This window comes from Streptosporangium sp. NPDC051022 (assembly GCF_040683035.1).
In the GTDB taxonomy this organism is placed as follows: domain Bacteria; phylum Actinomycetota; class Actinomycetes; order Streptosporangiales; family Streptosporangiaceae; genus Streptosporangium.
This window is the reverse complement of record NZ_JBFBCF010000058.1, coordinates 1-26,931: the sequence shown is the minus strand read 5'-3', so window position 1 is coordinate 26,931 and position 26,931 is coordinate 1. Positions and strand designations below refer to the sequence as shown.

Genomic DNA, 26,931 nt, shown 5'->3' with positions numbered 1-26,931 from the left:
CCGTGATCCCCGTGATCCCCGTGCTTCCCCGCCGTGCGGGCGCCCGGCGGATCGCTAGAATGATCTACGGCCCGATCGGGGCAGGGGGCGGAGTCTCCGCCCGGCACCACGGTGCTGTGCGCCCGCGGGTGCGGGTGTCCCGGGGGATCGGAGGAGGCGTCACGGCGCGGTCCTCTCTCAGACCCGCTCCGGGCCCGGAACCGCTGGAAATCCCGGGAAGAGGGCGCCGAGAGCCGCCCTCCAGCCAGACCAAGGTGATTGGTTCTGGTTTGTCACTACGGGGCCGGAGCATAGAATCACGAAATTCACTGACAAAGAGAGTGAGTTTGTGGGATACCGGGAACAGCTGAACAGATACCTCGGGACGTATTGATGCCCGGCGGAACACCCCCCGTTCCGCCGAGTGCGGCGATCCATACCGGGAGCTCACGCGGAGGCATCCGGCGAGCCGGGGTGTCAGGTCCGGGGTCCCCCCTCGGTTTGGCAGAGCCGCTTGACGCCAGGCCGTCCCTACCGGGAGATTGGCCAGCGCATCTATGAACGGGCTCGATATGGACTTTCTGGTCGGCGCCGAGGACGACGACGAGTCACGGCGCGATTCCCGCGCGTCCTCGGGACGGCGTGGCCGCCGCAGACGACGGCGGCGCAACCGGGGGGGCTTCCTCGCCCCGATGCTCGCGATCATCGTCCTGCTGGGCGGCCTCGGCGCGGCCGGTTTCTACGGCTACACCTGGCTGCGCGGCGTGATGACGCCTGAGGACTACACCGGTGAGGGCAGCGGCGAGGTCGTCATCGAGATCAAGGACGGGCAGACCGCCTCCGACGTCGCCCAGACCCTGGAGGACAAGGACGTCGTCAAGAGCGCCCGGACGTTCACCGGGGCCGTCGCCGACGCGGGCAAGAGCGCCTCACTGCAGCCCGGCGAGTACCGCATGCGCAAGCAGATGTCCGCCGCCTCGGCCGTCAAGCTGCTCGAACCGACCATGCGGCTGCTGGAGCGGGTGACCCTCAAGGAGGGGCTGCGCCTGTCCGACACCCTGGTCAAGCTCGCCAAGGACACCGGAAAGCCGCTGAAGGACTTCCAGCAGGCGGCCAAGAACACCAAGGCGCTCGGCGTGCCCGGCTACGCCAAGGGCCGCCTTGAGGGCTACGCCTTCCCCGCGACCTACGAGATCACCCCCAAGATGAACGCGGCCGACATCCTGACCGCGATGGTCGACCGGTTCAACCAGACCGCGGAGAAGGACGGGCTGGCGTCGGCCGCGAAGAGCCTCGGCCACACGCCTCACGAGATCATGACGATCGCCAGCATCGTCCAGGCCGAGTCGGGCAGCGTCGAGGACATGCCCAAGATCGCCCGCGTCATCTACAACCGGCTCGACAGCCAGCGCAAGCTGGAGATGGACAGCACGGTGATGTACGGGCTGAACAAGTACGGCATCTCCGCCACCAACGCGGACCTGCAGAGCAAGTCGCCCTACAACACCTACATGCGGCCCGGCCTGCCGCCGGGTCCGATCGCCAACCCCGGCGACCACGCCATCCAGGCGGCGCTCAACCCGGCCAAGGGCAGCTGGATCTGGTTCGTGACCACGGATCCGAAGCGGGGCATCACCAAGTTCGCCTCGACCGAGGCCGAGTTCTTCCAGCTGAAGGCGGAGTTCGAGAAGAATCGCGGAGGCGGATGATGAAGGCGGCGGTGCTCGGATCACCCATCGCCCACTCGCTCTCCCCGCACCTGCACCGTGCCGCCTACGAGGGGCTCGGCCTGTACGACTGGCAGTACGAGGCGGTCGAGTGCGACGAGGCGGGACTGGCCGGCCTGATCGGCGATCTCGGCCCCGGCTGGGCGGGCCTGTCGCTGACCATGCCGCTCAAGCGCGCGGTGCTGCCGCTGCTCGACACGGTCTCCGAGACGGCCGTACAGGTCGGCGGGGCCAACACGGTGATCTTCTCCGAGGGCGGGCGCCACGGCGAGAACACCGACGTCTACGGCATCGTCCAGGCCCTCACCGAGGCCGGGGTCCGGCCGCCGGGGAGCGCGACGGTCCTCGGCGGGGGAGCGACGGCGGCCTCCGCGCTGGCGGCCCTGCGGGAGCTGGGCCTGTCGGAGGTCAACCTGGTGGTCCGAGACCCGGTCAGGGCCGGTGAGACCGCCGAGGTCGCCGAGCGGCTGGGCACCACCCTGTCGCTGCGGACCTTCGACAAGCTGGAGACGGTGCTGGACGTCGACCTGGTCGTCTCGACCCTGCCCGCAGGAGCCGCCGACGGCTTCGCGCACCTGGTGGCCGGGGTGCCCGCGCTCTTCGACGTGGTCTACGCCCCGTGGCCGACCCGGCTGGCCTCGGCCGTCGCGGCCGGCGGCGGCACCGTGATCGGCGGGTTCCCGATGCTGCTGCACCAGGCGGTCCGGCAGGTCGAGATGATGACCGGCCGGACCGACGTGCCCGTCGAGGCGATGCGCGCGGCGGCCAAGGCCGAGATCGTCAGGCGAGCCGCTCCGGGAAGCTGACGCTCCCCGAGCCGTACGGCTGGAAGCCCCGCCTGGCCACGACGAAGATGACGGCGGCGACCAGCACCCGGACGGTCGCCGGGAACCAGTCGGGGTCGTACGGGCCGCTCAGCAGCACGCCCTGGTAGATCAGCACGAACGGTGGAAGCAGGAGCACGAGGACCCGGCGCCCCGTCGGGGTCCGGCTGGCGACCCCGCAGGCCATGCAGATCAGCGCCGTCGAGGCCATCCCGTCGGGAACGATCTCGGGGGTCAGGAAGTACTGCAGGGTGCCGGTCACGTTCAGCAGCAGGACCGCCGCCACGGCCCAGCGCAGAAACCTGCGGTGGCCGATCAGCGCGGCCCCCTCCGCCGGGCGGGGCGCGAACGTCACCAGGAGCGCGACGACCAGGGCGGGCAGCACGTCGAACGCGGTGCCGAGGGAGACGAGCGGGAAGTCCAGGGGCAGGGAGACCGCGCTCTGCCCGGGGGCGGGGGGTGCCTGCGGGTGGAATCTCAGGCTCACCGCCGTGTTGGCGGCCACCGAGATCCACGCGCACGCCGCGGCGGTCCACCGCATGCCGCGCAGCGCCAGACCGAGCACCAGCAACTGCACGAGCGTGAGGGCGAGCGGCAGCAGTGTGAGGGTGAGCGGCAGCAGCGTGAAGTCGGGGGGCGTCGCGACCATGACCCAGAGCGCCATGCCCCACGTGCCGGCTTCGCCGACCAGGAGGTACAGCGGCGCGACGATCGCGGCGGCGTTCAGCGCGTCGCGCCAGTACACGCCGCTTCCCGGGCCGAAGGCGTGCCGGAGACGGATCCGCAGCCCGCCCCTGACGATGTCGAGCACGTCCCCCGGGGCCGGGCGGCGCCGTCCCTCCTCCGCCCCGGCCAGCATCACCCCGATCATCTCCTCCCCGTGACGCGCCCGGTGCTCGCCGGGGTAGAAGGCCAGCAGCCTGCGGTAGCGCTCCTCCAGTGTGCTCACGCCGTACCTCCCGCCGGGCCGAGGACCGTCAGGGCCCCGCTCGCGAGACGGGTGCGCAGCCGGGCCGACGCCGTGTCGGCGTTCCTGCGCAGCCGTTCGGCCTCCTCGGCCAGGCGCGTGCCGCCCTCCCGGGTCAGCCGGTAGTAGCGCCGTACGCGGCCGTCCACGATCTCCTCGCGGTCGGTGGCGATGAGGCCCTCCGACTGGAGACGGTCGAGGGCGGCGTACAGGGTGCCGGCCCGCAGGCGCACCCGGCCGCCGGAGATCTCCTGGACGTCGGTGATCACCCCGTAGCCGTGCTGGGGCCCCGCGGCCAGGGCCGTGAGGATCAGGAACGTGGGTTCCTGCATCGATCGTTCGCTCATATGGTCTTTATATATCGATCACCGGTATATGGAACAGGGGGTGCGGGAAATGTGGCCCCGGCGGGGGTGTTTCCGGGAAGATTCGGCGGGCGCCCGTGGTTGTGGTAACGTGAATACTCGATCGGTCCGGCATGCCTGCTGGACGCGCAAGCGGAGGTTCACCTCCCACCTGGTCGACCGCGAGGTCGGCAGGTCAAGGATCACGACCGGATGACTCCGGGGAACCTCGCGGTGTGAAAGCCGACGGGTTCGTGTGGCCCCGCATGCGCGACGTGCGGGGCATTTCGCGCTTCTCGACCTGGAAACGGCCTGTGTTCCGCGACCTCCCGGCACGATCGAGTATGTGCAAAGCCGCCTGCAAGGACGGCGGCGGATCGCAACCTAGGAGGCCCCATCAGCGCCGAGCCCCGCATCAACGACCGTATTCGCGTCCCCGAGGTCCGCCTCGTCGGCCCGAACGGCGAACAGGTTGGCATCGTCTCGATCGGCGATGCTCTGAAGCTGGCTCAGGAAGCCGACCTCGACCTCGTCGAGGTCGCGGCCACGGCTCGCCCGCCCGTGTGCAAGCTCATGGACTACGGCAAGTTCAAGTACGAGTCCGCGATGAAGGCACGCGAGGCGCGGCGCAACCAGGCGTACACGATCATCAAGGAGATCAAGCTCCGGCCGAAGATCGACCCGCACGACTACGAGACCAAGAAGGGTCACGTGGTGCGGTTCCTCAAGGCGGGAGACAAGGTCAAGGTCACGATCATGTTCCGCGGACGGGAGCAGTCCCGGCCCGAGCTGGGTTTCCGGCTCCTGCAGCGCCTGGCGGAGGACGTCACGGAGCTCGGCTTCGTGGAGTCCCAGCCCAAGCAGGACGGCCGTAACATGATCATGGTTATCGGGCCGCACAAGAAGAAGGCTGAGGCCAAAGCCGAGAAGGCGGCGGCCAAGGCGCGGCGTGACGAGGATCCCGCGGGGGACGGGGCCCAGGTCGAAGACCAGGTGGCCGCTCCGCAGGAGTGACTCGCATAGCCTGAACCGTCAGGTAGTCGCGAGATGAATCCGAGACCGGGTCCGGTCTCGCAGTCAGGCATGCCCTTGACTCGGGTTACCGGCCCGGGACATCGGCACGATCGAGGGAGAGACGGCTGAGATGCCGAAGATGAAGACGCACAGCGGTGCGAAGAAGCGGTTCCGGCTCACCGGCTCCGGCAAGATCAAGCGCCGCCGCGCCAACCGCGCGCACTACAACGAGTGGAAGTCGTCCAAGCTGACGCGTCGTCTCAAGCCCGAGGTCGTGCTCTCTGACGCCGACGCCAAGAAGATCAAGAAGCTGCTCGCTAAGTAAACGGCCCCCGGGGAGATAGATACAAATGGCACGCGTGAAGCGGGCGATCAACGCCAAGAAGAAGCGCAAGGTCGTTCTCGAGCGGGCGAAGGGCTACCGGGGGCAGCGCTCCAGGCTGTACCGCAAGGCCAAGGAGCAGATGCTCCACTCGATGACCTACGCCTACCGCGACCGCAAGGACCGCAAGGGCACCTTCCGCCGTCTGTGGATCCAGCGCATCAATGCCGCTGCCCGTCAGAACGGCATCACCTACAACCGCCTCATCCAGGGGCTGCGGCTGGCCTCCATCGAGGTCGACCGTAAGATCCTCGCTGACCTCGCGGTCAACGACGCCGCCACGTTCGCGACGCTGGTCGAGGCCGCCAAGAAGGCGCTGCCCGCCGACGTGAACGCGCCGGTCGCCGGCTGAGCCCGGTCAACGGACAACGCGGCCCACAGCCTCGCGCTGTGGGCCGCATTCGCATTCTCAGGGGAACAGGCATGGCGGGATCCGAGCTGACCAACATCAAGTCGCCGAGGGTCAAGGCGGCCCGTCGGCTGACCAAACGGGCCTTCAGGGACCGCGACCGGTCCTTCCTCGCCGAGGGGCCGCAGGCGGTCCGTGAGGCGCTGGCGCTGGGCGGCGTCGTGACCGAGCTGTTCGCCACCGCCGAGGCGGAGGCGCGGCACGCCGAGATCGTCGCGGCCGCCGCGGCGGCGGGGGTGCCGCTGCACCGGGCCAGCGGCGAGGTCATGGCCGAGCTGGCCCAGACCGTCACCCCGCAGGGGCTGCTGGCGGTGTGCCGGTTCGTGCACGTGCCCCTCGATGAGGCCGTCACCGCCGACGCCAGGCTCGTGGCCGTGCTCGCCCACGTCCGCGACCCGGGCAACGCCGGGACCGTGCTGCGCACCGCCGACGCCGCGGGCGCCGACGCGGTGGTCTTCACCGACGCCTCCGTCGACCCCTACAACGGCAAGTGCGTGCGGGCCAGCGCCGGAAGCCTGTTCCACCTGCCCGTCGTCACCGGGACCCCGGTGGCGCAGGCCGTGCGCAGGCTCAAGGACTCCGGGCTGCGGGTGCTCGCCGCCGACGGCGCGGGGGAGCGGACGCTGGACGACGTGGACCTGTCGGGGCCGACCGCCTGGATCTTCGGCAACGAGGCCTGGGGGCTGCCGGAGGAGATCCTCCGCCTGGCCGACGAGGCGGTCCGGGTGCCGATCTACGGAGGGGCCGAGAGCCTCAACCTCGCGACCGCCGCCGCGGTGTGTCTGTACGCATCTGCCCGGTCTCAGCGCGCCTGTCCCCAGGGCACCTGACGCCCCCGGCGCCGAGGCTGCCGGAGAACGCGGGAAACCCGCTATTGTCGGCGTTGTAGCGTCGAGGAGGCGGGGTCGTGCACGGCGAACACACCGACGAGCGGAGCGCTGATCCCGCCTGTGTGATCGATGTGGACGATCTCCCCGACGGCCTCGTGGTGACCGACCGGGACGGCCACGTGCTGACCGTCAACCGGGCCGCGACGCGCCTGACCGGGGTCACCCAGGCCCAGGCGGCCGGAAGGCACCTGCGGGACGTGTTCTCCTTCCGGGACCACGACGGGCGCGACTGGTGGAAGTGGCTCGACACCTACGGCGGGCTCTCCACCCGCGTCCGCCAGCCGGAGCTTCCGCTGCGGACCCCCGGCGGGCAGGAGATGCTCGTCGCCGCCCGCCTGGTGCGCAGGCCCGAACGGGGCGGCGAGATCGTCCGGGTGGTGATCACGATGCGCGACGCGGGCGCCAGGGCCCGCCTCGAGCGCAGCCGCGCCGACCTGGTCTCCACCGTCGCCCACGAACTCCGCTCCCCGCTGACCAGCGTCAAGGGGTTCACCGCGACCCTGCTCGCCAAGTGGACCCGCTTCACCGACGACCAGAAGCTCGTCATGCTGGAGACGGTCAACGCCGACGCCGACCGGGTGACCCGCCTGATCACCGAGCTGCTCGACGTCTCCCGCATCGAGTCGGGACGGCTGGAGATCCACCGGCAGGTGGTCGACATCCCGGCCAGGGCCCGCAGGATCATCGCCGGGCGGGTCGCGGCGGGAGAGTCCGAGAGCCGCTTCCACCTCGAAGTGCGGGGCGAGCTCCCCGAAACCTGGCTCGACCAAGACAAGATCGACCAGGTGCTGGCAAATCTGCTGGAAAACGCCGTGCGTCACGGACGCGGTACGGTGACAATAGTCGTCGAGCCGAACCAGTGGGGAGTGACCGTGTCCGTCCGTGACCAGGGAGAGGGCATCCCGCCCGAGCTGGCCACGCGCGTGTTCCGGCAGTTCTGGCGGGGCAACGCCCGTCGCCGCGGCGGCACAGGGCTCGGCCTGTTCATCGTCAAGGGCCTGATCGAGGCCCACGGCGGCACCATCTCCGTGCAGCGGGGGCCCGAAGGCGGGGCCGAGTTTCGATTTATGGTGCCCACCGGCACCCCTGACTTCGCCTGAGCGTGAATGCCAGCCCGGTGGGCCTCCCCGACTAGACTCATGGCCGCTCAAGCCCTGGATTCGGAGCTCTCTCTTGTCTAACTACGACCCGGTCGAGGTGACCCCGCTGCACGCCGACGAGATGGCGCGCATGCAGGCTGACGCGTTCGACGCCATCAAGGCGGCGCGCGACCTCGACGAACTCAAGCAGGTACGGCTCGCGCACGCCGGTGACCGCTCACCCATCGCCCTGGCCAACCGCGAGATCGGCGCGCTTCCCCCGGCGGCCCGAGCCGAGGCGGGCAAGCGCATCGGCGGTGCCCGCAAGGCCGTCGCCGAGGCCCTCGCCGAACGCCAGGCGCAGCTGGAGGCCGAGCGTGACGAGCGGGTCCTCGTCGAGGAGACCGTCGACGTCACGCTGCCCTGGGACCGCGCCGCGCGCGGCGCCAGGCACCCGCTGACCACCCTGCAGGAGCGCATCGCCGACGCGTTCGTCGGGATGGGCTACGAGGTGGCGGAGGGGCCCGAGCTGGAGGGAGAGTGGTTCAACTTCGACGCGCTGAACATCTCGCCCGACCACCCGGCGCGCTCCGAGCACGACACCTTCTTCGTCGAGTCCGTCGACTCGGGCAAGGTGCTGCGCACGCAGACCTCCCCGGTGCAGATCCGGGCCCTGCTGAGCCGTCCCCTGCCGGTCTACGTGATCTCACCGGGCAAGGTGTTCCGCACCGACGAGCTCGACGCGACCCACACCCCGGTCTTCCACCAGGTCGAGGGGCTGGCGATCGACGAGGGCCTGACCATGGCCCACCTCAAGGGCACGCTGGACAGGTTCGCCGAGGTGATGTTCGGCGAGGGCATCGACACCAGGTTCCGGCCGAACTACTTCCCGTTCACCGAGCCGTCGGCGGAGATGGACCTGCGCTGCTTCGTGTGCCGCGGCGCCTCCGCGGTCCCGGGCAGCCCGCACTGCCGTACGTGCAAGTCGGAGGGCTGGATCGAGTGGGGCGGCTGCGGCATGGTCAACCCGCGGGTGCTCATCGCCTGCGGCGTCGACCCGGCCCGCTACAGCGGGTTCGCCTTCGGTATGGGCATCGAGCGCACGCTGATGTTCCGCCACAACGTCGAGGACATGCGTGACATGGTCGAGGGAGACGTGCGCTTCACGCTCCCGTTCGGGATGGAGGTCTGATGAAGGTCCCGCTTTCATGGCTGCGGGAGTACGTCGATCTCCCCGCCGTCACCGCCCACGAGGTCGCCGACAAGCTCACCGCCGCCGGGCTCAAGCTGGAGGCCATCACCTCCTACGGCCACGACGTCAAGAACGTGGTGGTCGGCGAGGTGCTCGCCATCGAGGAGCTGCAGGGCTTCAAGAAGCCCATCCGGCACTGCCAGGTCGAGGTCGGGGAGGCCGCGCCGCGTGAGATCGTGTGCGGCGCGACCAACTTCGTCGTCGGCGACCGGGTGCCGGTCGTGCTGCCCGGCGGCGTGCTGCCCGGCGGTTTCGAGGTCGGCGCCCGCAAGACCTACGGGCGGATGTCCGAGGGCATGATCTGCTCCGAGCGCGAGCTCGGCCTGAGCGACGAGCACAACGGCATCATGGTGCTGCCGGAGGGCACGCCCATCGGCGCCGACGTGGTCGAGCTGCTCGGCCTGCGCGACGACGTGATCGAGATGGAGATCACCCCGGACATCGGCTACGCGCTGTCGGTGCGCGGCGTGGCCAGGGAGGCGGCCATCGCCTTCGACGCGGTGTTCCTCGACCCGGCCGACGTCTCCCCTCCGGCGGAGTCCGCCCCGTCCTACCCGGCCTCGATCGCCGACCCGACCGCGTGCGACCGCTTCGTGCTGCGCGAGATCCAGGGCTTCGACCCGGCGGCGCGGAGCCCGCTGTGGATGCGGACGCGCCTGTCGCGGGCGGGGATGCGGCCGGTCTCGCTGGCCGTGGACGTCACCAACTACGTGATGCTGGAGCTCGGCCAGCCCCTGCACGCCTTCGACGCCACCAGGCTGAACGGTGAGATCGTCGTACGCCGGGCCGAGCCGGGTGAGCGGCTGGAGACCCTCGACCACGTCGTGCGCGAGCTCCACCCCGAGGACATCCTCATCACCGACCGGTCCGGCGCCATCTCGATGGCCGGCACCATGGGCGGCCTGAACACCGAGATCTCCGACACCTCGACCGACATCGTGATCGAGGCCGCGCACTTCTCCGCGAGCGGCACCGCGCGGATGTCCCGCCGTCACAACCTGGTCAGCGAGGCCTCCAAGCGCTTCGAGCGGGGTGTGGATCGGGAGCTCCCGCTGTACGCCTCCTGGCGCGCGGCCCAGCTGCTGGCCGAGCTGGGCGGCGGCACGATCCAGCCGGGCGTGACCCACGCCTCGATCGAGATCGAGCCGGTCCGCGTCTCCATCCCCGCCGACTACCCCGGCAGGGTCGCCGGGACCGTCTACGACCGCGAGACGGTGGTCCGCCGCCTCGAGCAGGTCGGCTGCACCGTCGAGAACGGCTCGACCCCCCCCACCAACGAGATCGCCGTCATGCTCGCGGTGACCGGCGACGACATGCTGACCGCCACCCCGCCGTCGTGGCGGCCCGACCTGACCGACCCCAACGACCTCGCCGAGGAGGTCATCCGGCTGGAGGGCTACGAGAAGCTGCCCTCGATCCTGCCGGGCGCTCCCGCGGGCGCGGGCCTCACCGAGGGCCAGCGGCTGCGCCGCAGGGCGGGCAGGGCACTGGCCGCCTCCGGATACGTCGAGATCCTCGCCTACCCGTTCGTCGGGGAGCGCGACTTCGACAACCTTCAGTTGTCCGGGGACGACGCCCGCCGCCTGGCCGTACGGCTGGCCAACCCGCTCAGCGAGGACGAGCCGCTGCTGCGGACCACTCTGCTGCCCGGCATGCTCAAGACGCTGGTCCGCAACGTGGGCCGGGGCTTCGGCGACGTGGCGCTGTTCGAGACGGGCCTGGTCTACCGGCCCTCCGCGGACGCGCCCGCGGTCGCGCCGGTGCTGGGCGTCGACCGCAGGCCCGACGAGCGGGAGCTCGCCTCGATCGAGTCGGCGCTGCCCGACCAGCCGGTGCGGGTGGGCGTCGTGCTGGCCGGCGAGTTCGAGCGGTCCGGCTGGTGGGGCGCGGGCCGTCAGGCCGGCTGGGCGGACGCCATCGAGGCGGCCCGCGTGGTGGCCCGCGAGGCGGGCCTCACCCTCGAGGTCCGCGCCGACCGGCACGAGCCCTGGCACCCGGGCCGCTGCGCCGCGCTGTACGCCGGGGAGGTGCTCGTCGGCCACGCCGGTGAGCTGCACCCACGCGTCATCGAGGCCTACGGCCTGCCGCCGCGCACCAGCGCGATGGAGCTGGAGCTGACCCGGCTGGAGCGGCTGCTGCCCGGTCCGGCGCAGGCCCCCGTCATCTCCGCCTACCCGGTCGCCACCCAGGACGTCGCGCTCGTCGTCGACGGCTCGACGCCGGTGGCCTCCGTCGAGGCGGTGCTGTACGAGGGGGCGGGCGACCTGCTGGAGTCGATCCGGCTGTTCGACGTCTACGCCGGAGCCCAGATCGGCGAGGGCAACAAGTCCCTGGCCTACTCCCTGCGCTTCCGGGCGGCCGACCGGACGCTGACCGTCGAGGAGACCACCGCGGCACGTGACGCCGCGGTGGCGCTCGCGGGCGAGCGCACCGGAGCCCGGCTCCGCGGGGTCTGATCGACGGCGGCCGGACCGCGAGGCGGATCCGGCCCGGCCCCGGCGGTCACGGGTTTCCCGTGGCGGCCGGGGCCTTCGCTCAGGGAGGGGCGATGAGGCATCTGCTGGTGTTCGCCGAGCGCGAGGACGCGGAGGAGGTCGCCGACCTGGTGGCCGAGGAGTTTCCCGGGACGGGCACGCCCTCGGTGGTGCGGGAGACCCTGGCGGGGGAGGACGACGCCGAGGACGCCCAGTGGCTCGTGATCGTCGAGGACCCCGAGGAGGCCCTGCCCGCCGAGGCCCTGGCCCGCCTCGAGGACCTCGCCGAGGAGTACGAGGGCTGGCGCGAACCGGGCTGAGAGCCGGGCGCCGGCGGTCAGAGCGTGTCGATCTCCGTCAGATCGATGTCGATGTCGAACGGGGCCGACAGCTTGAGCCGGTCGTGGTGCATGCCGGTGAGCACGTAGGAGCGGGCGACCGGATCGAGCTCGTAGACGTAGACCGCGGGCCTGCCCGACTGGTTCTCCACCAGCCAGAAGTGGGGGATGCCCGCCTGGGCGTACAGCGTCGGCTTGCGGTTGCGATCGCGGTCCTCGGAGTCGGGGGAGACGACCTCCACCGCGAGCACGACGTCCTGCGCCTGGTAGGCGGTCTGCTGGGAGCTCTGCTCGGCGGAGGCGCGAATGACGCTGATGTCCGGCTCGGGCCGCTGTCGTCTGCCCAATACGACGCTCATCTCCCGGCGTACGCGAAGGTCGGATGAAGCGGTCCGCCGCAGGCCTGTCTCCAGGAGATACAGGACGAGAGTGTGAAAGGAAGCCTGAGGACTCACGAAGACCAGGCTTCCATCAATCAACTCTGTGTGTGCGGGCAATTGCGGAATGCGATCGAGATCGTCGGCGGTGAAGCCCTCCGGCGGGGGAAAGGCCCAGGCGGGCAGTGAGGATTCCGTCATCTCCGGGCTCCGTACGTCGACCGTCATGCTCCCACAGTAGCAACGAGGTTCCGCTCAGTGAGCGTAGTTGGCCGGGCCTCCTATGTCAGGTCCCGGCGAGGGACGCGCGGCGGGCGCGTTCCCGCAGGGCGTGTTCGTCGGTGCGGGCGTCGTAGTCGCGGAACTTCGGCAGCAGCACCGCCATCGCCGCCACCGCGCCGACGCACAGCAGGCCGCCGACGCCCAGGGAGAAGCGCGTGCCGCCGAGATGGCCCATCAGCCCGGCTCTGGCGTTGCCCAGCATCGGGCCGCTGGTGTAGGACAGCAGCTCGATCCCGGCCAGGCGGCCCCGCAGCTCGTCGGGGATGGTCTGGTTCCAGATGGTCGACCGGAAGATGCCGCTGATCATGTCGGCCGCCCCGGCCAGCGCCAGGCAGGCGAAGATGCCCCAGACGGTCGGCATGACGGCGGCCGCCGCGACCGCGACGCCCCAGACCAGTGCCGCGACGATGACGCCGAGGCCTTGCCGGTGGACGCGGTTCGTCCAGCCGGAGGTGACGGAGGCGATCAGCGAGCCGACGGCGGAGGCGGAGAAGAACAGGCCCACCGCCTGCGGGGCGCCGAGTTCTTTCGCCAGGAAGGGGTAGAGCGCGGTGGAGAACGCGAAGACCATCGCGGCGATGTCCACCAGGTAGGTGCCCATCAGGTCGGGGCGCCGTACGGCGTAGCGGACGCCCTCGGCCAGCGCCTTCATCGACGCCGGGGGAGCGTCCTCGGACTGCGGTGGCACCCTGACCAGCCAGAGCAGGATCAGGGAGACCAGGAAGGTGACCACGTCGAGGCCGTAGGCGAAGGCGACGCCGAACACGGCGGCGATCAGGCCGCTGAGCCCGGGGCCGACGATGGCGCCCAGGTTCCAGCGGAAGCCGGTCAGCGCGGCGGCGGCGCCGAGCTGGTCGTGCCGGACCACGCGGGGCATCAGCGCCTCCAGGCTGGGGCGCTGCAGGCCGGCGAGGCCGGCGCTGAGGGCGCCGGCCACGTAGAGCACCCAGACCTGCGGCTCGGGCAGCAGCGCGTTGACCGTCAGGAGCAGTGCGGCGGCGCAGAGCGCGATCTCCGTCAAGAGGATGATCTTGCGCCGGTCCAGCGCGTCCGCGATCGCCCCGCCCCAGAGCCCGCACACCACCATCGGCACGAACTCGGCGGCGCTGATCAGGCCGACCGCCAGCTGCGAGCCGGTGAGTTCCATCATCTGCAGCGGGAGCGCGACCATCGTGAGGAAGGTGCCGAACATTGTGATCATGCCCGAGGCGAACAGCAGCCGGAAGTCACGCGAGTCGCGGAGCGGGCTCAGGTCCATTCCGATCCTGCGCGGCGGCGTCCCCGGAGCCTCGGGAGACGGATCAGATGTTTCGGGCACGAACAGACAGTCTTGGCCTCAAGCCACGCCGAGGCAAACGGTTTTCCGGCGGCCGCCGCGGGCGGAGGTCAGGATCCCAGGACCTCCCGGCGGAGAAGCGTCTTGAGGATCTTGCCGCCGGGGTTGCGGGGGAGCTCGGTCTCGCGGATCCAGAACCGGGCGGGGATCTTGAAGGGGGCGAGCCGCCCGCCCAGGAACTCCCGCAGTTCCTCCGCCGTCGCCGGGGCGGCCAGCCGCACCACCGCGCCGACCTCCTCGCCCAGCTCGTCGTGGGGGACACCGATCACCGCGACGTCGTCGACCGCGGGGTGTTCGAACAGCGCGGCCTCGACCTCGGCGCAGTAGACGTTCTCGCCGCCGCGGATGACCATGTCCTTGGCCCTGTCCACGACGTACACGAAGCCCTCCTCGTCGACCCGCGCCAGGTCGCCGGTGTGCAGCCAGCCGCCGGCGAAGGTCTCGGCGGTCGCCTCGGGCTGGTTCCAGTAGCCGAGGATCACGTTCGGGCCGCGCAGGCAGAGCTCGCCGACCTCGCCGACCGGCAGCTCGGCGCCCGCGGGGCCGGCGATCCGCACGTCGACCACGGGCACCGGCAGGCCGATGCTGTCGGGCCTGGCCAGATAGTCCGCGCCGCTGTTGAAGACGGCCAGCGCGGTGGTCTCGGTCATGCCGTACCCGTTGGAGGGGGAGCGGCTCGGCAACCGCTCGGTGATGCGCTCCAGCAGCTTCGGCGGGGCGGGGGCGCCGCCGTACCCGAGCGAGGTGAGGCTGGAGACGTCGAACCCGGACAGGCCTGGGTGGGACAGCAGCTGCCAGACGTTGGTCGGCACGCCGCTGAAGGTGGTGATCCTCTCCCGCTCGATGAGCTCCAGTGCCCGTCCCGCGTCCCACCGGTACATCAGCACCAGGCCGCCGCCGCTGAACATGGTGGTGGTCATGACCGCGAAACAGCCGGTGACGTGGAACAGCGGCACGGTGAGGAGCGTGACGCGCCGCAGTCCCGCCGACTTCGCCGGGTCCTTGCCCGCCCTGACCACGCCGTGCAGCAGGCCGTAGGCCACGGTCATCGGGGACTGGCCGAGGTTGCGGTGGCTGCCGAGCGCGCCCTTCGGCCGGCCCGTCGTGCCCGAGGTGTAGAAGATCGTGGCGGGGTCCTCGGGGGAGAGGTCGACCGGCGGCGGCGTCACGCCGGCCTCGACCGTGCCCAGCACGTCCTCGAAGGTGCGGGCGCCCTCCGGCGCCCGGCCGCGGGCCACGATCAGGGACCGCGTCAGGCCCGCGAGAGCGGCGGCGCGCTCGCCGTCGGCGATCAGCACCCGGGCCCCGGAGTCGGAGAGTCCGAACTCCAGTTCCCGCGGCGTCCACCAGGCGTTGAGCGGTACGGCCACGCCCCCGGCGGCCAGCACGGCGGAGAAGGCGATCACCCATTCCGGATAGTTGCGCATGGCGATGGCCACCCGGTCGCCCTTGGCCACGCCGTACTCCTCGACCAGGCGCCGTGCCAGTGTGGCGGCGCGCAGGAAGTGCTCCTCGTAGGTGACGCGCTCGTCCTCGTAGACGAGGAAGACCTTGTCGCCGTGGAGGCGGCTCATCTCCAGGAGCGCCCGGAAGTGGGCGGGGGCGTGCTTCCAGGCCCTGACCGTGCCGCCCTGGCCGGGGACCTCCTCCATCTCGAAGAGCTGCCCGGAAGCGGTGAGCCGAGCCTGGACCTGGTCGTGGGTGACAGTCATGCGTTCCTACTCCCCGGCTGCGAAGGGGGCGGAAACGTCACGATATCGATGGGTAGGTGTGGATGCCGGGGACGGAGACGGGGGCCGGCATCGCTTGTATGATCATGCGAGTGAAATATAACTGTCTGAGAAGTTTGGTGCGGTTTAGAGGGTTTCACTGTGTGGAACCGCCGGGCTGATTGCTTGCATGGCGATCCTTGGAGATGCATAATCTCTCTAGTAAGTTCATGAGTTGAATTGCATGAATATGCAAGCTTGGGGGGATGGATGAGAGCGGCGATCGCCGGTGCCAGCGGTTATGCCGGAGGCGAGATCCTGCGCCTGCTGCTGTCCCACCCCGAGATCGAGATCGGCGCGCTGACCGCGGGGTCCAACGCCGGCACCCTCCTCGGCGCGCACCAGCCCCACCTGACCCCGCTGGCCGGCCGGACGTTGCTGGACACGAACGCCGAGACCCTCGGCGGCCACGACCTGGTCTTCCTCGCCCTCCCGCACGGCCAGTCCGCGGCCGTCGCCGAGCAGCTCGGCGACGAGACGCTGGTCGTCGACTGCGGCGCCGACTTCCGGCTCACCGACCCCGCCGTCTGGGACCACTTCTACGGCGGCGTCCATGCGGGCTCGTGGCCGTACGGCCTGCCCGAACTGCCCGGTCAGCGTGACCGGCTCCGCGCCACCAGGAGGATCGCCGTCCCCGGGTGCTACCCGACGGCCGTCACGCTGGCCATGTTCCCGGCCTTCGCCTCCGGCCTCGTCGAGCCCGACGTCGTCGTCGTCGCCGCGAGCGGCACCAGCGGGGCGGGCAAGTCCCTCAAACCCAACCTCCTGGGCAGCGAGGTGATGGGCTCGGTCGGCGCCTACGGCGTCGGCGGCGTTCACCGGCACACCCCCGAGATGGAGCAGAACCTCTCCCCGCTGGCGGGCACCCCGGTGAAGGTCTCCTTCACCCCCCTGCTGGCCCCGATGAGCCGCGGCATCCTCGCCACCTGCACCGCGCCCGCCAAGCCCGGCGTCACCGCCCGGAGCCTGCGCGAGGCCTACGAGGTCGCGACCAAGGACGAGCCGTTCCTGCGGCTGCTGCCGGAGGGACAGTGGCCGGCCACCTCGATGACCCTCGGCGCCAACACCGCCGCCCTCCAGGTCGTCCTGGACGAGCGCGTCGGACGCGTCGTGTCCGTCGTCGCCATCGACAACCTCACCAAGGGCACCGCGGGAGGCGCGATCCAGAGCGCCAACCTCGCGCTCGGCCTGTCAGAAGAGCTCGGCCTTCCTCTCAACGGAGTCGCCCCATGAGTGTGACCGCCCCCCTCGGCTTCCGGGCAGCGGGCATCGCCGCCGGCATCAAGTCCGGTGACGCCCGCGATCTGGCCCTGGTCGTCAACGACGGCCCGTCGCGCGCCGCGGCAGGTGTCTTCACGAGCAACCGCGTCAAGGCCGCCCCCGTCCTGTGGTCCCAGCAGGTGCTGGCCGGAGGCCGGGTCAGGGCCGTCGTGCTCAACTCCGGCGGTGCCAACGCCTGCACGGGGCCGCTCGGCTTCCAGGACACCCACGCGACCGCGGAGAAGGTCGCCGGGGCGCTCCAGGAGTCGGCGGGCGAGATCGCGGTCTGCTCGACCGGCCTGATCGGCGAGCGGCTGCCGATGGACGCCCTGCTCGCCGGGGTCGACGTCGCGGTCTCCCAGATCAGCAGGGACGGCGGCCTGGCCGCCGCCGACGCCATCCGCACCACCGACACCGTCTCCAAGATCTCCTTCAGGCGGGGCGAGGGCGGCTACATGGTCGGCGGCATGGCCAAGGGCGCGGGCATGCTCGCCCCCGGCCTGGCCACCATGCTCTGCGTGATCACCACCGACGCCGACGTGCCCGCCGAGCAGCTCGACAAGGCGCTCCGCGAGGCGACCAGGGTCACCTTCGACCGGCTCGACGCCGACGGCTGCATGTCGACCAACGACACCGTCCTGCTGCTGGCCAGCGGCGCCTCCGGCGTCACCCCCGACCTCGCCGAGTTCGGTCAGGTGGTCCGCGCCGTCTGCGCCGACCTCGCCCGCCAGCTCCTGGTGGACGCCGAGGGCGCCACCAAGGCCATCGCCATCGAGGTCATCGGTGCCGCCTCCGAGGAGGACGCCGTCGTCGTCGGGCGCACGGTCTCCCGCTCCAACCTGCTCAAGTGCGCCATCTACGGCGAGGACCCCAACTGGGGCCGGGTGCTGTCGGCCGTCGGCACCACCGACGCCGTCTTCGAGGCCGACCGGCTCAACGTGGCCATCAACGGCGTGTGGATCTGCCGTGGCGGCGCCGCCGGGGACGACCGCTCCAAGGTGGACCTGCGTCCCCGCGACGTGACGATCACCGTCGACCTGTCGGCGGGGCCGCACACGGCGACCATCCACACCACCGACCTCACCGCGGCCTACGTCCACGAGAACTCGGCGTACTCGTCATGAGCACCGAGACCAGTACCGGAACCGGCTCTGGAACCGACGCCGTGAACAAGGCCGAGACCAGGGTCGGCGAGGCGCTGGCCAAGGCCCACACGCTGATCGAGGCACTTCCCTGGCTCGCCCGCTTCCACGGCGCGACCGTCGTCATCAAGTACGGCGGGAACGCGATGACCGAGGAGCACCTGCGGGAGAAGTTCGCCGACGACGTCGTCTTCCTGCGTTACGCCGGGCTCAAGCCGGTGATCGTGCACGGCGGCGGCCCGCAGATCAACGCCCACCTCGACAGGCTCGGCATCGAGTCGACCTTCACCGCCGGGCTCAGGGTCACCACACCCGAGGCCATGCAGATCGTCAGGATGGTGCTGGTCGGTCAGGTCAACCGCGACGTCGTCGGCCTGATCAACCGGCACGGGCCGCTCGCGATCGGCATGTCGGGCGAGGACGCCCACCTGTTCACCGCCGTCCGCAAGCACGCCGTCGTCGACGGCGTCCAGGTCGACATCGGCCAGGTCGGCGACATCGTCGACGTCGAGGCGGGGGCCGTGCAGGCGCTGCTGGACGACGGGCGCATCCCGGTCGTCTCCTCGATCGCGCGCAGCGACGACGGCACCGTCTACAACGTCAACGCCGACACCGCCGCCGCGGCCCTCGCCGTGGCGCTCAAGGCGTCCAAGCTGATCGTCCTCACCGACGTCGAGGGCCTCTACCGCGACTGGCGCCCCGACGCCGCCGCGGGCGAGAACGAGGTCATCAGGCGGCTGTCCGCCACCGAGCTCGACCGGCTCCTGCCGGGCCTGTCCAGCGGCATGGTGCCCAAGATGGAGGCGTGCCTGACCGCGGTGCGGGGCGGCGTGCCCCAGGCGCACGTGCTCGACGGCAGGGTGCCCCACTCGGTGCTGCTGGAGATCTTCACCGACAAGGGCATCGGCACCATGGTGCTGCCGGACGCCGCCAAGGCGCCGGCCGTACCGGACCTGGTAAAACGGCGGCTGAGCGCCACCATCCAGCTGAACGGGAGCGACAAGTGAGCAAGCACGGGTCACACGCGTCCGAGGCCCTCAGCAGGCGCTTCGAGGCCGCCTTCATGGCCAACTACGGCGTGCCCCCGGTGGCGCTGGCGCGCGGCGAGGGGTCGAAGGTCTGGGACGTCGACGGCGCCGAGTACCTCGACCTGATCGGCGGCATCGCGGTCAGCTCCCTCGGCCACGCCCACCCGGCGCTGGTGGAGGCCGTCTCCCGGCAGGTCGCCACGCTCGCGCACACCAGCAACCTGTTCATGCACGAGCCCGAGGTGCTCCTCGCCGAACGGCTGATCGGCCTGCTCGGCGCCCCCGCCAAGGTGTTCTTCACCAACTCCGGCACCGAGGCGAACGAGGCGGCCCTCAAGATCGCCATCAAGTACGGCAGGACGAACGGCCGCACCTACTTCGTGGCCGCGGAGAACGCCTTCCACGGCCGGACCCTCGGCGCGCTCTCGCTGACCGGCAAGCCCTCGATCCGCGACCAGTTCGGCCCGTTCCCGGCGGACGTCCGCTTCGTCCCGTACGGCGACGCCGACGCGCTGAAGAACGCCGTCACCGACGAGTGCGCCGCGGTCTTCCTCGAACCCACCCAGGGCGAGGCCGGGGTCGTCCCCCCGCCGGACGGCTACTTCAAGGCCGCCAGGGAGATCTGCGACGCGACCGGCGCGCTGCTGGTCGCCGACGAGATCCAGTCCGCGATCGGCCGCACCGGGCACTGGTTCGCCCACCAGCACGACGGAGCCCTGCCCGACGTACTGACCCTGGCCAAGGGACTCGGCGGCGGCATGCCGATCGGCGCCTGCGTCGCCTTCGGCCCGGCGGGCACGATCTTCGCCAAGGGCGACCACGGCTCGACCTTCGGCGGCAACCCCGTCTCGGCCGCGGCCGCGCTCGCCGTACTCGACACCATCGACGGCGACGGCCTGCTGGAGCACGTGCGGACGGTCGGCGCCCAGCTGTCCGGCGGCATCGCCGCCGTCGACCACCCCCTGCTCGCCGGGGTCCGGGGGCGGGGCCTGTGGCTGGCCATCGTCCTGACCATCGACCGTTCGGCGCAGGTCCAGGACGCCGCGCAGCGGGCCGGCTTCCTGGTCAACGCCCTGCAGCCCGACGCGGTACGGCTGGCGCCCCCTCTCGTGATCACCTCCGAGCAGGTCGCGGCCTTCGTCTCGGCCCTCCCCTCCATCCTCGACGAGGCATCCGTTGACTGAGCACGACGCGCACTCCGCGCGGGTAAGGCACTTCCTCAAGGACGACGACCTGTCGCCCGCAGAACAGGCCGAGGTGCTCGACCTGGCCGAGGCCATGAAGAAGGACCGCTACGGCTACCGCCCCTTCGCGGGCCCGCGGACGGTCGCGGTGCTCTTCGACAAGCCGTCGACCCGCACCAGGATCTCCTTCGCGGTGGGCATCGGGGAGCTCGGCGGCCTGCCCCTGATCATCGACTCCGGGTCCTCGCAGATGAACCGGGGCGAATCCGTCGAGGACACCGCCCGGGTCCTGGAGCGTCAGGCCGGCGCCATCGTGTGGCGGACCACGGGACAGGAACGCGTCGAGGGCATGGCCGCGATCTCGTCGGTGCCCGTGGTCAACGCGCTGACCGACGAGTTCCACCCCTGCCAGATCCTCGCGGACCTGCAGACCGTCAGGGAGCACTTCGGCAGGACCGCCGGGCTCACGCTGACCTATCTCGGGGACGGCGCCAACAACATGGCCCACTCCTACCTGCTCGGCGGGGCCGTCGCAGGCATGCACGTACGGATCGCGGCCCCCGCCGGATACCGGCCGGACCCCGAGATCCTGCGGCACGCCGGCGAGATCGCCGCCGGCACCGGCGGATCGGTCGCCGTGCTGCCCGACGCGGGTGCGGCCGCCGAGGGCGCCGACGTGATCGCCACCGACACCTGGGTCTCGATGGGGCAGGACGGCAAGGACCAGCGCGTCGCCGACCTGATGCCCTTCCAGGTCGACGCCGGGCTGATGAGCCGGGCGGCCCCGGGCGCGATCGTCCTGCACTGCCTGCCCGCCTACCGGGGACTGGAGATCTCCGCAGACGTCCTCGACGGCCCGCAGAGCCGGGTGTGGGACCAGGCGGAGAACCGGCTGCACGCCCAGAAGGCGCTGCTGCACTGGCTGGTCTCGGCCTCCGGGCAGGCCGCGGAGCCGGGGGAGGGGACGACATGACGATCCCCATGACCAAGGCGGCCCGCCACGCCCGGATCGCCGAACTCCTGGCGCGGCAACCGGTCCGCTCCCAGCCGGAGCTGGCCAGACTCCTGCTGGAGAGCGGGGTCGAGGTCACCCAGGCGACCCTCTCCCGTGACTTGGACGAACTCGGCGCGCTCAAACTGCGCGCCGAGGACGGCTCCCTGGTCTACGCCCTGCCGGGCGAGGGCGGCGGACGGATCCCGCCGGCGCGTCTCGGCGGCGGTGAGTCCCCGGCCGCCCGGCTGAGCCGGATCGCCGAGGAACTGCTCGTCTCCGCCGACGCGTCGGCCAACCTGGTGATCCTGCGGACGCCTCCGGGCGCCGCCCAGTTCCTCGCCTCCGCCATCGACCACGCGGGCTGGAAGTCCATCCTCGGCACGGTGGCCGGAGACGACACGATCCTGGTCATCAGCCGTGACCCGATGGGCGGGGAGGCGGTCGCCGAGGCCCTGCTCCGGCACGCCGACCGACGTATGTAGCCCGCTCACGCGGGCCACCTCAAGCTCCACCCGAACCACCTGCACCACAAGACTTTGGAGATACTGATCATGACTGACCGGGTCGTACTCGCCTTCTCCGGCGGCCTCGACACTTCCGTTGCCATCCCGTTCCTCGCCGAGAAGACCGGCGCCGAGGTCATCGCCGTCGCGGTCGACGTCGGCCAGGGCGGCGAGGACATGGAGATCATCCGCAAGCGGGCCATCGACTGCGGCGCCATCGAGTCCGTCGTCGTCGACGCCCGCGAGGAGTTCGCCGCCGACTTCTGCGTGCCGGCCCTGCAGGCCAACGCCCTCTACATGGACCGCTACCCGCTGGTCTCCGCGCTGTCCCGGCCGCTGATCGTCAAGCACCTGGCCGCGGCGGCCAAGCAGTTCGGCGGCACCCACGTCTCCCACGGCTGCACCGGCAAGGGCAACGACCAGGTCCGCTTCGAGGCCGGTCTGGCCGCGCTCTTCCCCGAGCTCAAGGTCATCGCCCCGGCCCGCGACTACGCGTGGACCCGGGACAAGGCGATCGCCTACGCCGAGGAGAAGAACCTCCCCATCGAGACCACCAAGAAGAACCCCTACTCGATCGACCAGAACATCTGGGGCAGGGCCGTCGAGACCGGCTTCCTTGAGGACATCTGGAACGGCCCCATCGAGGACGTCTACTCCTACACCTCCGACCCGGCCGAGCCGCGCGAGGCCGACGAGGTCATCATCAGCTTCGTCAAGGGCGTCCCGGTGGCGCTCGACGGCCGGCACCTGACCCCGTTCCAGATCATCTCCGAGCTGAACCAGCGCGCGGGCGCCCAGGGCGTCGGCCGCCTCGACATGGTCGAGGACCGGCTCGTCGGCATCAAGTCCCGCGAGGTCTACGAGGCGCCCGGCGCCATCGCGCTGATCACCGCGCACATGGAGCTGGAGAACGTCACCGTCGAGCGCGACCTGGCCCGGTTCAAGCGCTCCGTCGACCAGCGCTGGGGCGAGCTCGTCTACGACGGCCTGTGGTTCTCGCCGCTCAAGAAGGCCCTGGACGTCTTCATCGCCGAGGCCCAGGAGCACGTCACCGGCGAGATCCGGATGACCCTGCACGGCGGCCGGGCCACGGTCACCGGCCGGCGCTCCGAGGCATCGCTGTACGACTTCAACCTCGCCACCTACGACACCGGCGACACCTTCGACCAGTCCCTCGCCAAGGGGTTCGTCGAACTGTGGAGCCTGCCCTCCAAGATCGCCTCCGCCCGGGACGCCCGACTGGCCTGATTGGGCTAAGGTCGCGGATTGAATGGGGAGGAGAACAACGGTGACTGATGGTGGTAAGCCGATGCGGCTGTGGGGCGGCCGGTTCGAAGGAGGCCCGGCCGACGCGCTGACCAGGCTCTCGGTGAGCGTGCACTTCGACTGGCGGCTCGTGCCGTACGACCTGCTGGCCTCGCGCGCGCACGCCCGGGTGCTGCACCGCGCGGGCCTGCTCGCCGAGGACGAGCTGGAGCGCATGATCAGTGCGCTGGACGACCTCGAACGGGCCTGCAAGGCGGGCGAGTTCCGGCCGACCGTGGCCGACGAGGACGTCCACACCGCGCTGGAGCGCGGCCTGCTGGAACGCCTGGGCACGCTCGGCGGCAAGCTCCGCGCCGGCCGCAGCCGCAACGACCAGATCGCCACCGATCTCCGGCTCTACCTCCGCGACCACGTCCGGCACATCGTGTCACGGCTGGTCGAGCTGGAGACCGCGCTGATGAGCCAGGCCGAGGAGCACGCCGAGACGGCCGCGCCCGGCATGACCCACCTGCAGCACGCCCAGCCGGTCTCCTTCGGCCACCAGCTCCTGGCCCACGTCCACGCCTTCGCCCGTGACATCGAACGGCTGCGCGACTGGGACAGGCGGGCGGCGGTCTCCCCGCTCGGCTCGGGAGCGCTGGCCGGTTCGTCCCTGCCGCTGGACCCGCAGGCCGTGGCCAGGGAACTCGGCTTCGACTCCGCCGCGCCCAACTCGATGGACGCCGTCGCCGACCGCGACTTCGCCGCCGAGTTCCTGTTCGACGCGGCCATGATCGGCATGCACCTGTCGAGGCTCGGCGAGGAGATCGTCCTGTGGGCCTCGCAGGAGTTCCGCTGGATCGAGATGGACGACGCCTACTCCACCGGCTCGTCGATCATGCCGCAGAAGAAGAACCCGGACGTGGCCGAGCTGGCCAGGGGCAAGAGCGGCCGTCTCATCGGCAACCTCATGTCGCTGCTGACGACCCTCAAGGGCCTGCCGCTGACCTACAACCGCGACCTGCAGGAGGACAAGGAGCCGGTGTTCGACTCCGTCGACACCCTGCTGCTCGTCCTGCCCGCCATGGCCGGACTGGTCGCGACCATGCGCGTCAACACCGCCAAGCTGGAATCCTCGGCTCCCGACGGGTTCGCCCTGGCCACCGACCTGGCCGAGCTGCTGGTCCGCAGAGGAGTGCCCTTCAGGGAGGCGCACGAGGCGGTCGGTCACCTGGTCGTCTGGTGCCAGGTCAACGACAAGGACTTCGACCAGCTCACCGACGAGGAACTGGCCAAGGTGTCGCCGCACTTCACGCCCGACTCCCGGGAGGTGCTCTCGGTGCCCGGCGCGCTGGCGGCGCGCAAGGCGCACGGCGGCACCGCTCCCGACCGCGTCCGCGACCAGATCGTCGCGCTGCGGGAGACCGTCGACGGCCAGGCAGCGTGGGCGAGCGGCAGCTGACCTCCGGCGAGCGGGCCGGTGACGGATCCGGCGGCGGACCCGGTGAGCGCGTGCTCGCCGGGTCCGTTCCCCTGACCCGTGACTTCTTCGACCGGCCAGGACACGAGGTCGCCCCCGACCTGCTGGGGCGTGTGATCACGTACGGGCAGGTCGCGGTCCGTCTCACCGAGGTCGAGGCGTACGGCGTACCCGGGCAGGACCCCGCCTCGCACACGTTCCGCGGCCGGACACCGCGCAACGCCGTGATGTTCGGCCCGCCGGGGCACCTGTACGTCTACTTCACCTACGGCATGCACTTCTGCGCCAACCTGGTCTGCCTTCCGGAGGGAGTCGGCTCCGGCGTGCTGCTGCGGGCCGGAGAGGTGGTCTCGGGGGCCGAGACCGCCGAGGCCAGGAGAACGGCGGGCGCGGGCCGTACCGTCACCCGGCGTGATCTGGCCCGCGGGCCCGCCCGCCTGGCGGTCTCGCTCGGCTTCACCCGGGAGCACAACGGGCTCGACGCCTGCCCGCCCGGTCCGATCAGGGTGCTGGAGGGCGACCCGGCCACGCCGGGCTCCATCCACTCGGGGCCGCGCACCGGGGTCTCCGCGGGGCAGGAGACGCCCTGGCGTTTCTGGATAGACGGGGACCGCACGGTCTCCCCTTATCGGCCGCACGTTCCGCGCCGCCGGTAGGAGATCTGTAGGACACTGTTCCCGTTGATCGGTGGCAGAGGGTTCGCGCTGATCGCCGATATCGGTGCAGGGGGCACCGGTGCGGCTTTCAAGTGGCGAAACGGTGCCGAGATCAGGCAGGCTGTAAGCGAAGCCGTATACGACCCTTCGAGCATTGGAAAGCAAAGATCGTGACCGACATTCTGGATGACCTCGCCTGGCGCGGCCTGATCGCGCAGTCCACCGACATCGACGCCCTGCGCGCGGCGATGGCCGAGGCTCCGATCACGGTCTATTGCGGCTTCGACCCGACCGCGCCCTCCCTCCACGTCGGCAACCTGGTCCCGCTGCTGACCCTCACCCGCATCCAGCGGGCGGGCCACCGGATCGTCGGTCTTGTCGGCGGGGCCACGGGCCTCATCGGAGACCCCAGCGGCCGGAGCACCGAGCGTTCGCTCAACTCCTCCGAGGTCGTCGCCGAGTGGGTCGCGCGGATCCGGGTCCAGCTGGAGAAGTTCCTCGACTTCTCCGAGGAGAGCGGGGGAGTCCTCGCCAGCAACCTCGACTGGACCGAGGGCGTGTCCGCGATCGACTTCCTGCGCGACGTCGGCAAGCACTTCCCGATCAACCGCATGCTCGCGCGCGAGTCGGTCTCCGCGCGCCTCGGCGGCGACGGGCTCAGCTACACCGAGTTCAGCTACCAGATCCTGCAGGCCAACGACTACCTGGAGCTGAACAGGCGCTACGACTGCACGCTGCAGATCGGCGGCAGCGACCAGTGGGGCAACATCACCGCGGGAACCGACCTGATCCGCCGGGTGACGGGCAAGCACGTGCACGCGCTGACCGTGCCCCTGATCACCAAGGCCGACGGGACCAAGTTCGGCAAGACGGCCGGCGGAGCGGTGTGGCTCAACCCGGAGATGACCTCGCCGTACGCGTTCTACCAGTTCTGGCTGAACGCCGACGACCGCGACGTGGTGAAGTTCCTCAAGATCTACAGCTTCAAGTCGCGTGAGGAGATCGAGGAGCTGGAGAAGGCGGCCGCCGAACGGCCCGCCGCACGTGAGGCCCAGCGCGCGCTCGCGACCGAGTTCACCACGCTGCTGCACGGCGCCGACGAGTGCGCCGCGGTGATCGCGGCCTCGGCCGCGCTGTTCGGCCAGGGGTCGCTGGAGGAGCTGCCGGCGCGCACGCTGGGGGAGGCCCTCGCGGAGGTACCGCGTGCCGAGGTCTCGGAGCTTGGAAGTCCGTTCGTCGATCTTCTCGCCGAGAGCGGGCTGGTGGAGTCGAAGTCCGCCGCCCGTCGGGCGGTGAAGGAGGGCGGCGCCTACCTCAACAACGTGAAGGTCACCGACGAGGCCTACGTGCCCTCGGCCGAGGACCTGCTGCACGGACGCTTCCTGGTGCTTCGCCGTGGCAAGCGCTCCGTCGGCGGCGTCGAGCTCGTCACCGCCTGACACCTTTCATCGGTTTCACTGATGAACGCCCCGGCCGATGGCCGGGGCGTTCGGTGTTTAAGTCTGTAACGGTTGGGTAGCGAAGACCCGGGGTTTCCTGGCAGTGCCTGGGTGACCTGCGGCTTCTCCTGATGCGGCTGATTTGACGGGGTTCCGGGGGCGGCCTAGAGTTTTCATTGCCCGGGAGCGAGCCGGACGCCTGAACGGCGGACGGGCCCCGAAGGCGACTCTCACGAAGCGAATCTTGTCGTTCGGACTACGTGTTGATCACCGGAAAACCGGTTGATTTGACATGTCTCGAATGTCACGGTAAGTTCGTGGGATTGCTCCGGAGACGGAGTGGGCTAGACTCCTGGTGGGTCCGGCGGGTTTGGTCAAGTTGAAGCGAAAGCGACAGTTTGACACGAACCAGGCGGATCTGATAGGATAGCAACACGGAAGTGTGCGCCCCGGAAGCTCCGACCGGTTGGTCGGGTGGATGGTGAACGCGTCCGTTTCTTGAGAACTCAACAGTGTGTTAAAAGCCAGTGCATGAAGCACAACCCCGTCCCAGCCAC

At 70.6% G+C, this 26,931-nt stretch carries 25 protein-coding genes; 20 read left to right on the top strand and 5 right to left on the bottom strand.

Features of this window, described 5'->3' with window-relative positions:
• Positions 1-536 precede the first annotated feature (536 nt).
• Both mltG and AB0N02_RS45980 read left to right on the top strand, forming a co-directional pair.
• Positions 537-1,688: an endolytic transglycosylase MltG gene (mltG, locus tag AB0N02_RS45985; RefSeq protein WP_363961249.1), complete on the top strand. Its 1,152-nt coding sequence runs from the start codon at positions 537-539 to the stop codon at positions 1,686-1,688.
• A complete protein-coding gene (locus AB0N02_RS45980) occupies positions 1,688-2,512 on the top strand; it encodes a shikimate dehydrogenase (protein ID WP_363961273.1) in 825 nt (274 codons plus the stop codon). Before mltG ends, AB0N02_RS45980 begins: the two co-directional genes overlap by 1 nt.
• Here AB0N02_RS45980 and AB0N02_RS45975 read toward each other — a convergent pair.
• Both AB0N02_RS45975 and AB0N02_RS45970 read right to left on the bottom strand, forming a co-directional pair.
• Positions 2,487-3,479, bottom strand: coding sequence for a hypothetical protein (locus AB0N02_RS45975; RefSeq protein WP_363961247.1), 993 nt, complete (start codon positions 3,477-3,479; stop codon positions 2,487-2,489). The genes AB0N02_RS45980 and AB0N02_RS45975 overlap by 26 nt on opposite strands.
• Positions 3,476-3,844 carry a helix-turn-helix transcriptional regulator gene (locus AB0N02_RS45970; protein ID WP_363961245.1) on the bottom strand — a complete coding sequence of 123 codons (369 nt, stop codon included), beginning with the start codon at positions 3,842-3,844 and terminating at the stop codon, positions 3,476-3,478. The genes AB0N02_RS45975 and AB0N02_RS45970 overlap by 4 nt, the downstream gene beginning before the upstream one ends.
• 393 nt (positions 3,845-4,237) lie before the next feature.
• Here AB0N02_RS45970 and infC point away from each other — a divergent pair, with 393 nt between their 5' ends.
• The 8 genes from infC to AB0N02_RS45930 all read left to right on the top strand — a co-directional run bounded on the left by infC (position 4,238) and on the right by AB0N02_RS45930 (position 11,661).
• Positions 4,238-4,855: a translation initiation factor IF-3 gene (infC, locus tag AB0N02_RS45965; RefSeq protein WP_363961271.1), complete on the top strand. Its 618-nt coding sequence runs from the start codon at positions 4,238-4,240 to the stop codon at positions 4,853-4,855.
• Between the two features lie 130 nt (positions 4,856-4,985).
• Complete coding sequence (rpmI, locus tag AB0N02_RS45960; protein WP_184716514.1) at positions 4,986-5,180, top strand: 50S ribosomal protein L35; 195 nt, start codon at positions 4,986-4,988, stop codon at positions 5,178-5,180.
• 25 nt (positions 5,181-5,205) lie between these two features.
• Positions 5,206-5,589, top strand: a complete 384-nt coding sequence (gene rplT, locus AB0N02_RS45955; RefSeq protein ID WP_012892552.1) for a 50S ribosomal protein L20 — start codon at positions 5,206-5,208, stop codon at positions 5,587-5,589.
• A 71-nt stretch (positions 5,590-5,660) separates the two neighbouring features.
• Entirely contained in the window at positions 5,661-6,476 is an 816-nt protein-coding gene (locus AB0N02_RS45950) for an RNA methyltransferase (protein ID WP_363961242.1), read from the top strand.
• Between the two features lie 77 nt (positions 6,477-6,553).
• On the top strand, positions 6,554-7,636 hold the full coding sequence (locus AB0N02_RS45945) for an ATP-binding protein (protein ID WP_363961240.1): 1,083 nt from the start codon (positions 6,554-6,556) through the stop codon (positions 7,634-7,636).
• A 121-nt stretch (positions 7,637-7,757) separates the two neighbouring features.
• Positions 7,758-8,807, top strand: coding sequence for a phenylalanine--tRNA ligase subunit alpha (pheS, locus tag AB0N02_RS45940; RefSeq protein ID WP_363961269.1), 1,050 nt, complete (start codon positions 7,758-7,760; stop codon positions 8,805-8,807).
• Positions 8,807-11,323, top strand: a complete 2,517-nt coding sequence (gene pheT, locus AB0N02_RS45935; RefSeq protein WP_363961238.1) for a phenylalanine--tRNA ligase subunit beta — start codon at positions 8,807-8,809, stop codon at positions 11,321-11,323. Before pheS ends, pheT begins: the two co-directional genes overlap by 1 nt.
• A gap of 92 nt (positions 11,324-11,415) precedes the next feature.
• A complete protein-coding gene (locus AB0N02_RS45930) occupies positions 11,416-11,661 on the top strand; it encodes a hypothetical protein (protein WP_363961236.1) in 246 nt (81 codons plus the stop codon).
• Positions 11,662-11,678: 17 nt separating this feature from the next.
• Here AB0N02_RS45930 and AB0N02_RS45925 read toward each other — a convergent pair whose 3' ends face one another.
• The 3 genes from AB0N02_RS45925 to AB0N02_RS45915 all read right to left on the bottom strand — a co-directional run bounded on the left by AB0N02_RS45925 (position 11,679) and on the right by AB0N02_RS45915 (position 15,386).
• Positions 11,679-12,257, bottom strand: coding sequence for a Uma2 family endonuclease (locus AB0N02_RS45925; RefSeq protein ID WP_363961267.1), 579 nt, complete (start codon positions 12,255-12,257; stop codon positions 11,679-11,681).
• An 85-nt stretch (positions 12,258-12,342) separates the two neighbouring features.
• The gene (locus AB0N02_RS45920; RefSeq protein ID WP_363961234.1) at positions 12,343-13,656 is read right to left on the bottom strand and encodes an MFS transporter; all 1,314 of its coding nucleotides are present in this window, start codon (positions 13,654-13,656) and stop codon (positions 12,343-12,345) included.
• Positions 13,657-13,724: 68 nt separating this feature from the next.
• Positions 13,725-15,386: a class I adenylate-forming enzyme family protein gene (locus tag AB0N02_RS45915; RefSeq protein ID WP_363961232.1), complete on the bottom strand. Its 1,662-nt coding sequence runs from the start codon at positions 15,384-15,386 to the stop codon at positions 13,725-13,727.
• 267 nt (positions 15,387-15,653) lie between these two features.
• Here AB0N02_RS45915 and argC point away from each other — a divergent pair, with 267 nt between their 5' ends.
• The 10 genes from argC (at position 15,654) to tyrS (ending at position 26,374) form a co-directional block, all read left to right on the top strand.
• Positions 15,654-16,676, top strand: a complete 1,023-nt coding sequence (gene argC, locus AB0N02_RS45910) for an N-acetyl-gamma-glutamyl-phosphate reductase (RefSeq protein ID WP_363961230.1) — start codon at positions 15,654-15,656, stop codon at positions 16,674-16,676.
• A complete protein-coding gene (gene argJ, locus AB0N02_RS45905) occupies positions 16,673-17,827 on the top strand; it encodes a bifunctional glutamate N-acetyltransferase/amino-acid acetyltransferase ArgJ (protein WP_363961228.1) in 1,155 nt (384 codons plus the stop codon). Before argC ends, argJ begins: the two co-directional genes overlap by 4 nt.
• Positions 17,824-18,852, top strand: a complete 1,029-nt coding sequence (gene argB / locus AB0N02_RS45900; RefSeq protein WP_363961226.1) for an acetylglutamate kinase — start codon at positions 17,824-17,826, stop codon at positions 18,850-18,852. Before argJ ends, argB begins: the two co-directional genes overlap by 4 nt.
• Positions 18,849-20,057 carry an acetylornithine transaminase gene (locus tag AB0N02_RS45895; protein ID WP_363961224.1) on the top strand — a complete coding sequence of 403 codons (1,209 nt, stop codon included), beginning with the start codon at positions 18,849-18,851 and terminating at the stop codon, positions 20,055-20,057. The genes argB and AB0N02_RS45895 overlap by 4 nt, the downstream gene beginning before the upstream one ends.
• A complete protein-coding gene (gene argF / locus AB0N02_RS45890; protein ID WP_363961222.1) occupies positions 20,050-21,030 on the top strand; it encodes an ornithine carbamoyltransferase in 981 nt (326 codons plus the stop codon). The genes AB0N02_RS45895 and argF overlap by 8 nt, the downstream gene beginning before the upstream one ends.
• Positions 21,027-21,533 carry an arginine repressor gene (locus AB0N02_RS45885; protein ID WP_363961220.1) on the top strand — a complete coding sequence of 169 codons (507 nt, stop codon included), beginning with the start codon at positions 21,027-21,029 and terminating at the stop codon, positions 21,531-21,533. The genes argF and AB0N02_RS45885 overlap by 4 nt, the downstream gene beginning before the upstream one ends.
• Before the next feature lie 69 nt (positions 21,534-21,602).
• Entirely contained in the window at positions 21,603-22,802 is a 1,200-nt protein-coding gene (locus AB0N02_RS45880; RefSeq protein WP_363961218.1) for an argininosuccinate synthase, read from the top strand.
• Between the two features lie 22 nt (positions 22,803-22,824).
• Complete coding sequence (gene argH, locus AB0N02_RS45875; protein WP_363961216.1) at positions 22,825-24,261, top strand: argininosuccinate lyase; 1,437 nt, start codon at positions 22,825-22,827, stop codon at positions 24,259-24,261.
• On the top strand, positions 24,243-24,935 hold the full coding sequence (locus tag AB0N02_RS45870; protein WP_363961214.1) for a DNA-3-methyladenine glycosylase: 693 nt from the start codon (positions 24,243-24,245) through the stop codon (positions 24,933-24,935). The genes argH and AB0N02_RS45870 overlap by 19 nt, the downstream gene beginning before the upstream one ends.
• A gap of 170 nt (positions 24,936-25,105) precedes the next feature.
• Positions 25,106-26,374, top strand: coding sequence for a tyrosine--tRNA ligase (gene tyrS / locus AB0N02_RS45865; RefSeq protein ID WP_363961212.1), 1,269 nt, complete (start codon positions 25,106-25,108; stop codon positions 26,372-26,374).
• Positions 26,375-26,931: the final 557 nt, after the last annotated feature.

What these genes read in the sequence shown, in the direction of transcription:
- argJ (WP_363961228.1), top strand. Translation starts at nt 16,673, where the DNA reads ATGAGTGTGACCGCCCCCCTCGGCTTCCGGGCAGCGGGCATCGCCGCC.
- rplT (WP_012892552.1), top strand. Translation starts at nt 5,206, where the DNA reads ATGGCACGCGTGAAGCGGGCGATCAACGCCAAGAAGAAGCGCAAGGTC.
- AB0N02_RS45970 (WP_363961245.1), bottom strand. Translation starts at nt 3,844, where the DNA reads ATGAGCGAACGATCGATGCAGGAACCCACGTTCCTGATCCTCACGGCC.
- argC (WP_363961230.1), top strand. Translation starts at nt 15,654, where the DNA reads ATGAGAGCGGCGATCGCCGGTGCCAGCGGTTATGCCGGAGGCGAGATC.
- mltG (WP_363961249.1), top strand. Translation starts at nt 537, where the DNA reads ATGAACGGGCTCGATATGGACTTTCTGGTCGGCGCCGAGGACGACGAC.
- rpmI (WP_184716514.1), top strand. Translation starts at nt 4,986, where the DNA reads ATGCCGAAGATGAAGACGCACAGCGGTGCGAAGAAGCGGTTCCGGCTC.
- AB0N02_RS45950 (WP_363961242.1), top strand. Translation starts at nt 5,661, where the DNA reads ATGGCGGGATCCGAGCTGACCAACATCAAGTCGCCGAGGGTCAAGGCG.
- AB0N02_RS45880 (WP_363961218.1), top strand. Translation starts at nt 21,603, where the DNA reads ATGACTGACCGGGTCGTACTCGCCTTCTCCGGCGGCCTCGACACTTCC.
- AB0N02_RS45915 (WP_363961232.1), bottom strand. Translation starts at nt 15,386, where the DNA reads ATGACTGTCACCCACGACCAGGTCCAGGCTCGGCTCACCGCTTCCGGG.
- pheT (WP_363961238.1), top strand. Translation starts at nt 8,807, where the DNA reads ATGAAGGTCCCGCTTTCATGGCTGCGGGAGTACGTCGATCTCCCCGCC.
- argH (WP_363961216.1), top strand. Translation starts at nt 22,825, where the DNA reads ATGGGGAGGAGAACAACGGTGACTGATGGTGGTAAGCCGATGCGGCTG.
- AB0N02_RS45980 (WP_363961273.1), top strand. Translation starts at nt 1,688, where the DNA reads ATGAAGGCGGCGGTGCTCGGATCACCCATCGCCCACTCGCTCTCCCCG.
- argB (WP_363961226.1), top strand. Translation starts at nt 17,824, where the DNA reads ATGAGCACCGAGACCAGTACCGGAACCGGCTCTGGAACCGACGCCGTG.
- AB0N02_RS45925 (WP_363961267.1), bottom strand. Translation starts at nt 12,257, where the DNA reads ATGACGGAATCCTCACTGCCCGCCTGGGCCTTTCCCCCGCCGGAGGGC.
- AB0N02_RS45930 (WP_363961236.1), top strand. Translation starts at nt 11,416, where the DNA reads ATGAGGCATCTGCTGGTGTTCGCCGAGCGCGAGGACGCGGAGGAGGTC.
- AB0N02_RS45885 (WP_363961220.1), top strand. Translation starts at nt 21,027, where the DNA reads ATGACGATCCCCATGACCAAGGCGGCCCGCCACGCCCGGATCGCCGAA.
- pheS (WP_363961269.1), top strand. Translation starts at nt 7,758, where the DNA reads ATGGCGCGCATGCAGGCTGACGCGTTCGACGCCATCAAGGCGGCGCGC.